The sequence below is a fragment of the Runella zeae DSM 19591 genome (assembly GCF_000423565.1).
GTDB classification, from domain to species: domain Bacteria; phylum Bacteroidota; class Bacteroidia; order Cytophagales; family Spirosomataceae; genus Runella; species Runella zeae.
The window spans coordinates 3,386-13,422 of the sequence record NZ_KE384052.1; the positions used below are offsets into that span (position 1 = coordinate 3,386).

Consider the following 10,037-nt stretch of genomic DNA (forward strand, 5'->3'; position numbering starts at 1 on the left):
CCTCTGTTCTCAGAAGTTGCGTAGATAAGTACTTTTTGATAGGTTATAACAGCTTCCCTAAACTGTCGGTGGCCGGCCAGAAAATCCGCAAATGCAACATACGTTTCGTAGGTTTCCTGTAATTGAATAGCCTTTTGATAGTATTCTTTGGCCGCATCAAACCAATTTGTATCGGCTTTTTCAAGTATGGTAAAATTTGCTTTCGCTAAATATTCCTGACTCAATGATTCTTTCTTTTGGTTGACCAGTGCAGAAACCTGTTGAAGTTGTTCATATTCGTACTCTAATAGGTCGGGATTTAAGATACTGTTGGCGGCGGTTAAATCTCCCTGCTCAAATTTCTCTCTGGCTTGCAGCAACCGAGGGCTTACTTCAGTGCTGTAAAGGCTCAACCATGTTTTTTCAATGTAACTTCTAAATTCAACTAACGTAGTTTTTTTCCTGTTTCTCTGCTCATCAATGATTAGAAGTTCCTGATTAAGTTCCGACAGTTCCCGTTCATATCGCTGTCTTTTTCGCTCGTTGGTTTCCTCCGCTAAAAACTCCTCTACTTCCTGTCTTTCCAGCTGCTTGCTTTCAAAATTCAGGTTTAGTGCTTCTATCTCATTTGATATTTGTTTGAAATCAGGGAAGTTGTCAAGGTTAAGTTCTTTAGATTCCTGCCTGCTCTTAGAATGAAGTACCAGTAAGGTGTCAACTTTATCAATGACCTCTATTAAATAGTCCTCAATTCTGGTCAATGAAATCTGGATTGCTCTTAATTCAAGGCTAACCATTTCCTTGAAATGCTCAAATTTCTCTTCTCCAATTCGGCTGATACAGTTAGATGAATATTCTTCCATCTTTTGCATCAACATTCCTGTTGCTATGGTCATTTTGGCAATTTCCTGATTTTGGAAAGCATCTTTGGCTTTATTGTTTTCCCCTTTGAGTAATTCATTCAGGAACGCACAAACCAGATCAAACCAATCCGGTTGCCCGTTTCGGATGGCTTCTTCAATTTCTTCATAGGCAATTAATTCATGTGCCCTTCCTGAATGGTTACGCATTTCTGCCAAGTGAAATTCGATCACCGAGGCTTTTAGCGTCGTAACCGATTTTAGCATAGGGTCTTTGAGTATCAACTCGGAGGCTTCATAAGCGTCTGGAGTTGTTATAGGCAAATAATTTTCATCTTTGAGTTTTTTGAGTTGGTCTTTGGCTGCATTGATTACTACTTTATGTGCTGCTTCATTCTTCCGGTGTTTTTCGGCCTGTTTCTGTAATCCGTCCGTGATGACCCAGGTAGCCATCCAATGTGCAGAAAGTATCGCCTTTTGTAAATCGTGATTTACTGGCGGTTCACTCATTGTTAAAGGAAGAAGTTTCTTAATGTAAGCGGGAAGTGCTTCAAAAGCAGCTTTTTCCATTACCCCACCGAAAACAGTTTCAGTGATTTTTTCGAGCGTAAACAGAGCCGCTAATGTACCAAAAGAAGTCATAACAGGTTCCACAGGAAAAGGTTTTCCTCCTAAAGATAATAAAAGGATATTTTTGAGCTGCTTGATATAAAAAATAAAATAGATCGTGTAGGAAATTGGCACGATTAAGTGCATTTGATAAATTCTGGACAACGTAAAGCGGAGTATTGGGCTTTTGACGAATGGGCACTTACTGAAGGCAGAATAAAAATAAAAGACTCTGTATAAATCGTTCAATTTGAATGATTTATACAGAGTCTTTCAGTAATGAGTAGTTGGAAACTTAACTTAGAATTATCTTCTAATTGTGTCCACACGGTAGCTGAATGACAAGGGTTTTGTGTTTGCTATCGTGGGGGCTTATCCAAAAATTCTCTCCCAAAAACCCTGCTTTTGGACGGATTTTGAGGTTGATTTCTTGGTAGCGTTAGTCTTTTTGCGCTTATTGGTTTTTCTTACTTGACGTTTGGCCACGGTTGCTTGTTTAAGGCCACCAAGCGTACTGTACAAAGCATAAAACTGCTGTTCGAGCTTGGGGGTAAGTTCGTTGGACTTTTTGAGGCGTTTTTCCAGACTTTGAAACCCTTTTACATTTCGCTTATCTACTCTTTTGTACAGCGTATTAAGGGTACGTTCGCGTTTGAGTTCTTCGGCAAGTTTGGTGGGCAATGCCCCCAATCCTTTGGCTTTTTGCTCATGCTTGTTGATTTGAGTGATAAGCGAACTAAGAAAATCTGAGTCAAACAAGATTTTTTTCTCATACTGCGCATTTTCGCTTTTCAATCTTTTTAGCTCGTTTTGGGCTTTTTCTTCCTGTTTTTCGGAATTAGAAGGCTTTTTGTCGGCCTTGGGCTTCTGTACTTTAGAGGAGGCTTTTTTCGGGGTTTTGGGTTTGGCTTCCGCCTTAGGCTTTTGTTCTTCACATTTACAATCTTTGGCTTTGGGGGTAGCTGCTTTGGGCTTTTTGTCCGCTTTGGGTTTCTCCATTGTTGGCTTGGGAGCTGCCTTGGTGGTAGGTGTTTGGGGCGGCATTTTGCTTATGGCCTCGGTGTATTTTTCGCGGAATACGCCCAAGGTACGTTCGATGTTTTCGCTGCGTTCAAAAACCGAATAATCCGTCCAATTTTGGGTGAATTTTTGGAAGGTATCATACGACTTTTGTAAGGTCTCGTGGGGCATATCCTCCCGCGTTTTGGGGGCGATGTTGGCTTGTAGCCATTTTGCATTGTTCGTCATGGATGTGATGGTTTTATTGGTTTGGGGGAAACTCTTTTGGGTGGGTTGGTCTGAATATTTGGCGTTTTTTTCGAGGCTGTAGAGGATGTTCTTTTGTCGCCTCCAAATGCTTTCGTCGGTTTCGTAAACCGCCACGGGCATGAGGACAAAAATGGCTTTTTGGCTCCTGAAAACAGACTCAATGAGCAGGGGTTGGGATTTGATAAGGTCGGCCTTTTTGAATTTGAAGGTGGCCTCCTGTACGCTATCATCAGACAAAAGTTTGACAATCCTTTTGAGGTAATCTACGTCATAGAAAACGAGGTTTTTGTCGTATGCAACGAGGCAAATGGCCGTCCCCACCTCCCCTTTGTAAGTGTTACTCAGGTGGGTATGGTTGAGTTCTTCTAAAAGCTTTTTTAGGTTCACTTCCAACGCCTTATGGTGTTCGTCATCGAGTTGGTCTAGCAGCTTTTTGTAGTGAGGGAACGGGCTATCGGCTACTTCGCCCGATGGCAGAAACACCCCACGGGTAGGGGTTTGGGTCTGAAGGTGCATCAAAAAATGCCCATTGGTCGCCGTAATGCCATGCGCATCAAAATGAATACCCTGAAAACTAGGGTGTTTGGACTTGGTAAAAGGCTTGAAAATTTTCAGCATTTCTTGGTCGGGCGGCGTGTTAGGAGCCGTTACATTGACTTCTAACTTGCCCAAAGTGAGGGGCAATTGTTTGTTTTTCATGGGCTTAAAAAGCTAAAAGTTCGAGTTCAAGTTCGAGGGCAATGGCTTCCATTTCCATCAGCTCTAGGTCATTCCATTGGGGATTGGAAGAAGGGGTAGGCATCTCAGGAAATGGCTCATATTTCCTCAGCACTTCTTTTTGGTTTGATGCGGCCTTGACGGGCTTGAGGTAAGAAAGCATCTCATCGTTGAGCATACACGACAACCCAAATTTTTCGGAAACATACTGACAAAAAGCGTCTAGCTGATCAGGCTTGATAACGGCCCTCATCTTCTCACCGTACTTGGTAAAGTTTTCGTTTTCTAACATTTCGAGGAGCCCCTTATCGGTGTAGAGGTCGCCCCCTTTCACTTTGGAAGCAGGCACAAATACGATATAGCCATTTCGCGACATGACGCTCAGCTTGTCACTGCCAATCATGCGACCACTCGGCATATTTCTAATCACGTCAGCGCACTGCGAAAAGGGGACAATCTTGTTGATTTTGGAAGTGCTACCCTGCACGGGCGGGGACAACACCGAATAAGGCACGAGCAAACCCTTACGGGTGCTGCCGTCTTGCATTGTAAAATCGACAATACGCGTATTTCTGAACTGCTCTTGGGCAATGGCTTGCAGTAGGTTGCCCGTGATGATGTAGACGCGGATGCGGTCGCTGTTGAGTTCTTTGACACCCTCCTCCCAAAATCGTTGTAAGGGGGTATTGTAATGGTAGGTTTCCTGGGCGGCTTTCAGGAGTTGCACAAGGTGGGTATAACCTGACTTGGCCAAGTTGAAACTTATCCTTCGCACCGAACTAGCGACCGCAAAATCAACGTAGATTTTGCCTAGACTGTAGGGGTTTTTAGCTTTTTGGTTGATTTTGACCCCTAAACATACCAACCGCTCCAAGTTACTGACGATTTTTCGGCCGGCGTAGAAGTTCTTAATGACTTCTTCGACAAGGGCAATGGTGGCGTCTTCTTTGGTAGTTACGAGCGTGATTTGGTCGGTGTACTCTTTTTCTGCTTCGGCCATTCGAGCGCGAATGACCTCGGCTTTTTCTTCTTTTGCCTTTGCCAATTGGGCGCGTAGCCCTTGCATTTCGGCCTCAAAATCCTTGCTAATTTTTGCGAGTTTTTCATCACGGCGTTGGGTGAGAAACGAAGAAGCTTCGTTCAGCATCTCTTGGGTGTGAAGTCTTACTTCTTTTCCATTGGTGGCCTCCTCAATGAGCTGTTGCAGCTTGGCGTAGGTGTAAGGTTTGTGGAGGTTGTTGACCTCATATAAGCCCAACATGGATCGCTTGGCAAACTCCGAAGTGCCCGTGGGTTTTCCTGCGACGAGGAGGTCTTCTTGTATCAATCTTGCTTTCAGGTCAAGTACTTCTACTTCAAGGTCGTATTCTCCCGCATTGACGAGCCTTTCGACTTCTTTTTTGTAGGCTTCTCCTACTTCTTCGTAGAAAATTTGCTGACGAGCGGTGGGGATAATGGCGACGCGTCCTGCTACTTTTTTGGCCAGTTCTTCGGTTGTCTCCTTGTTGTCACCGTGACCCATCCACTTTTTGAGGTCACAGAGGCTGTAGATACTCTCTTTGCCGTTTTCTTCCCGCTCGACCTCCACGTACTCTTTGACGACCCGGTCACCAATTTTGTTGAGGAAGTCGTTGGACTGCAAAATATCTTTCGACGACTTTTGGCTACTGGTGGTGTTGGCAAAGAGCGAACGAAGTTTGTTTTGAAGCATCATGGTAGGCCGCTGCTCGGCAGGAATGGCCGATACGATGTAATCGTAGATAGGCGGTAAGATTTGGCCCGTACGGTTGATACGCCCCCACTTCTGCACTTCAATATTGACGTCAAGTTCGGCTTGGGCAATAATCATCACCCGTTGTTTGACCTTGGAGGCAGGAACCCGCTCGGTGGGAATCGCGTGAGCTGATGCCCCCGTCGCCCCCGATTGATTGATGAGCAGTACATCCACTTCGTTGTTTTGGAACCGTCGAAACGCCCCTGCCGCATCCTCCTTGGCGCGTGGCACCACGACCCCCGCTTTGGGCATGACCCTGCCAAGCGTGGGGGATTTGTCGAATTTGACTTCTTTGTTTCGCCCCGTGACCTCGGCGACCTCGTAACCTTTGGCCGCTATCATCTCCTTGATAACGTCGATGGGAGATACCAAAATATCGGTGGTGGTTTGACGAACCACCTCCAGTATCCTTTGGTAATCTTTTTGCCCTTGCACGGACAATTCCTCTACCTGTAACTGCCGATACTCGGTTTTTCCCCAACCACTTGAAACCTGAATTTTCAAGACACTGCGGAGGGCTTTTTCAAGCACCAAGGCAAAGTCTAGTTTGATGCGGGTTCCGCCGTTACGGTCTTCGATGCCCCCTTCGGTGAGTTCGTCGATGAAACTACCCATCGTACTGGAAAAGGCAATGACGACCTTTTTGCCTTCCTGCAAGCGTTTGAGGGCTTGCAGGGCCACGGCTTCGGCCTTGGTCGAAAAAAGGAGTTGATTGATGACGTTGAACACCTTCGAGAAGTAGGGTACATTGTCCACCCCAGCGGCTTTGGTGCCTTGGTTGAGGTTGGCTTCTCCCATTTGGTTTTTCAGGATTTGGTTCAGCATTTTCAGCGACGAACCCACGTGAATGCTTTGAAAAGCAATGATTTGGCGAATCACGCTCGTAATGCGGTCAACGGTTTGGCGGTGTTGGTCTTTCAGGTTGGGCAATCCCCACACCTGCGCCGATTCATCCAAGGTAATCCAATTGACCACGGCGCCCGTACTTTCGAGGCCGCGTTCACGGCGAATCATTTGCCCCTCTTTGACCAAAATAGACGATACCCATTCTTGCATAGCCACCCCGCCTACGGTAATGGCTTCTGCGAGTCCTTCAGCGGTGGAGTTGACGTCGCCGATGGCCGTTTTTTGGGCGTACAAGGCCATGTTTTCGGGACGTTTGGCGAAAGTTCCCGAAAGAAAAACCGCACCTTCGGAGGCTTGAAGCATCTCTCTAGCAATGATACCCGTGCTAGAATCACCGCCCGAAGCATTGTGCGCTTCGTCCATGATGATGATATTATCCTCGGCCATGTTGGCGATAAACTGCGCCTTTTTACCCTTTTCCACCACTTTCACCCCTGCTTCGTATTTGACCTTATTACCCGTGGCAATTTGGGAGTAAGTAAGCATGATGAGACGATAGGGGCTTGGCAAACGACCCGCAGCGAAAATGGCATCCTGCTCGGCTTTGTCGGGGGCTTCGTAGAGGATATTACCGTTGGCATCCTTGATGCTACTTTTTAGCTCCTTTGAGTTGACGATGAAAGGCACGACGTGGGTACCTTTTTGGAGGTCATAGGCTTTGTTTTCCGAAAAGGTAGACACCTTCCGAACGCCTTTTTGCTTGAGATAGTTGTCGTAGTTTTCTTGACTACCGTAGTTTTCTTGCTCCTCTTCGGTGAGTTCGTCCCATTCTTTTTCCGCCGCTTGGTTGCGGCGTTTTTTGATTTGCGTACCGTCTTCGCTGCCGATACCGATGAGGTCGCGGTAAATATCGGAAAAAAGGTTAGGCTTTTCGGTGAAAAAAATGGGCGTTTTGCCCCGTAAAAGGGCGTAACGAATGATGGCAGCGGCCTGTCTTCCTTTGCCAATGCCCGTTTGGTCGCCGATGACAATGCCTTGTTTTTTGGCTTCGATGTTGTAGATAGCGAGGGCTACGCCGTCGATTTGCTCGGCGAAAAGGGCATTTTCAAGCGCCTGCATGGTAGGATACGCGAGTTTACGACGAACGTACTCTTCGACGCTCATGTCACCAAAATTGGCTTGCAGATAAGCGGTCAGTTCGGCGTGAGCCATTGCCATTTCGGCGGCCATGCTATCGGGGGTTTCGACCTTCATCGAACGAGTCTTGGCGACTGGAAAGTAAACCGCGCCCAACGCATTGTTTTTCTGGCGTTTTTTAGCGGTTCTTTTGGTGGTTTTGGGGGTGTTGGTTGTTTTTTTCATTAGGTAGGATTTGCTATCAAAATAGAGGTCGACTTTGTGCGGCTCCGGAATTCATCAGCGCCGAAGCTCGAAAATTTGCTATCAAAATGCGCGTCGACCATGAAACCTGGGAAGATCTACGGGCATGATTTTGCTATCAAAATATTTCGGTGTACAAATTGTTGCCTTGGGTGGTTCGGGTGATGTTTCGACCGTCGATGATGACGGTGAATTTACCTTCTTCAAAAGCCCCCGCGTACAGGTCTTGGTACAGCAATACGCGCTTGCCCGACTTGGGATTTTTCCAGAGTTGCACCCACGGCTGACCATACTTGTAAGCGCGGGCAAATTCGCCCGTGTCGTTTTGGTGGAGAGGGGTTTGGGTTTCGGTCACGCCTGCATTTTGGCGCACGTACTGCACAAACTCAAAGGAATCCCTCACCTGTGTCCCGTCACAGACGTCCTGAATCCCCTTGGCAAACAACTCATGGGCTTGTATCATGGCCGAAACGCTGAGGGCGTCTTTGCCGATGTAGCCTTTGCCGCTAGTAGGGCAAGGGGGAGTATCGGGGCCAGTATATTCGGATACAAAAAACCCACCTGCATTTTGGGAGTGGCACGAGAGTTGGCCGTTGATTTTTGACCAATAAAGTAGGTCGTAAGGGTCGTAGCTATTGCCAAATAGCCAATATTGGGTATAGCTGTGTTTGGGGTTGCAGAGGTAGGTGAAAATGGCATCCCTGACCAAGTTGTGGGGGTATTGTACCCGATTGTCCACTTGTTTGATATAGCCTTGTCCCCATTTCAGGCGCGTCATGGGGCTGCGGTTGGCATCGGCGGGTTTGTCTTCAAACGGCCACACAAAAAGTAGCAATTTTTCGTTGGGTGGGGTAATAAGCGTTTGGATGTTTAAGACGTCCAATGCCCTTAAATACCACAATTTGGGCGATACCCATTCATTGCCTTTTGCGGCATCGCCGTTGATAGTGGTAGAGCTGTAACCAAAACCCACTTGGGTAAGCGTGGGGGCGGCCAAATCAACGTGGGTGATTTCGGTGGGGTTTTCGTGGATCGCAAGATAGGTGTCAAGGTCATTGCCCCAAGTGTCATTAGCCCACCCGTCTAATTCAAATTGTTTGCCTCGAAAGGCAAAGCGGTTTCCTTTCCCAATCCAAGAATAAAAATACTTTTTGTGCCTTTCATAGATGCGTTGGGAGAGCTTTTGCATGACCGAACGAAAGTTCCCACTGTCAAAATTCCAACGCCAATTGTCCGCTTGGGGATTGTGTGGCTCATAATCCACGGCGAAGTAGGCGGAAGAAGTCATACTGGCGAGCATATCGGCGGCGCGGTCAAGCTCGTGGTCTTGCAGGTCGGTGATACCTTTGCCTAAGCGGTTGGTCAGGTCTTTGACCTCATTGGCATATAAGAGTTGATAACGGTCGGTTCCCGTCGCCCACGAGAGGTTTTTGAGTTGGGTTTCGCTTTCGTTTGGGATGGTTTCAGAACCGTAACGTTTGTTTTTGAGCGTGAAGGCAGGGGTATAAGTAAGGTTAAGGCCGTCGCGGTGGGCTTCGTTTTTCCAGAGTGGTTGGGTGTAGTCTAGTTTTGTAGTAGTTCCGTCTGCAACATAAAAAGTACACTCGTAGGTTTGGGCGAATTTTTTGTTTTTCAACCCTGCGTATTGCACGGAGGTACGCCACGCGTCGGCGTTGATGTTGTCGATGTCGGCCACCCACTTGACAAGGTGTATCCATTCCCCTGCTCGTACAGGGTATTGGATGAGTTGTGAAGTGGTAGCACCGTTGATGGCATAGTAGCTTCTGAAGGGCATCGTGCCGTCGTCGCTAAGGTAGAGTTTACCATCTTGCTTTCTCTCAACTTTTAGCTTGATGGCGCTCAACTCCTCTCCCGTATCATCGTAGTTGTAATAGATGATACGGGGTGGCGTAGTTCGGATGACATTTTCGGGAACTACGTTGGCAGGGGTAGAATTTTCGATTTGTGCTACTTGAATCGTCTTTATGCCCGTTTTGGGGTCACTTTTGCAGTTTTTGGCCTTGATTTTGACTTCGTATTGGCCTTTAGGGGGATTGTAATTAATCCGAAAGACGGGAGAAGTTAGCTGTCCCGTATTACCCGAAAAAACAACCTTTTGGGCTTGGAAAACTTCATAATCAATCCTCTGAACGTCCAGACTATGAAAAGTGACTTCCAGTTGTTTTTCAACAGGAACGACGGAAACAAGGGTTAGCCCTGCCACACAATCGGGGCGATTATCGCTAGGTGGGGTTTCAGGCTGAAGGACGGGAGTGGAAAGAACTGATTGGACATAACTACGCACCCAAGCACGGGTGGCAGTGGTGTCTTGGGGGACTTTCTTCTTTTTTTGTCCGAAAGAAGTGGTTGATAGCGTTAAAAACGCCCATAAAAGAACGATAATTTGTCTTGTTTTCATGGTTATGATAGATTAAGTAATTGAAGTTCGAGTTCGAGGGCTTGGGCTTCCATCTCCAGAAGTGCCAAGTCGGGGGCTGTATTTTCCCTGAATTTTTCGTGGATGAGTTGCCATTGCTGAGGGCTGTAAGTAATGTACCAATAGCCTCTATTTGTCCATTTGTAGCCTTGTTCTCTGAGCCAAG

The 10,037-nt window shown here is 46.8% G+C and carries 5 protein-coding genes; all 5 read right to left on the reverse strand.

All coding sequences use genetic code 11. The features are described 5' to 3' along the window. A partial coding sequence (locus G563_RS38590; RefSeq protein WP_037328891.1) for a hypothetical protein occupies positions 1–1,595 on the reverse strand: 1,595 nt, incomplete at its 3' end. Positions 1,596–1,820: 225 nt separating this feature from the next. Further along, positions 1,821–3,416, reverse strand: coding sequence for a hypothetical protein (locus G563_RS0133250; RefSeq protein ID WP_028669135.1), 1,596 nt, complete (start codon positions 3,414–3,416; stop codon positions 1,821–1,823). A 4-nt stretch (positions 3,417–3,420) separates the two neighbouring features. Further along, positions 3,421–7,416 carry a strawberry notch C-terminal domain-containing protein gene (locus G563_RS0133255; RefSeq protein ID WP_028669136.1) on the reverse strand — a complete coding sequence of 1,332 codons (3,996 nt, stop codon included), beginning with the start codon at positions 7,414–7,416 and terminating at the stop codon, positions 3,421–3,423. Between the two features lie 136 nt (positions 7,417–7,552). Next, entirely contained in the window at positions 7,553–9,853 is a 2,301-nt protein-coding gene (locus G563_RS0133260; protein ID WP_028669137.1) for a hypothetical protein, read from the reverse strand. Positions 9,854–9,855: 2 nt separating this feature from the next. Then, the coding region (locus tag G563_RS38595) for a hypothetical protein (protein WP_037327288.1) at positions 9,856–10,037 on the reverse strand (182 nt) is incomplete at its 5' end.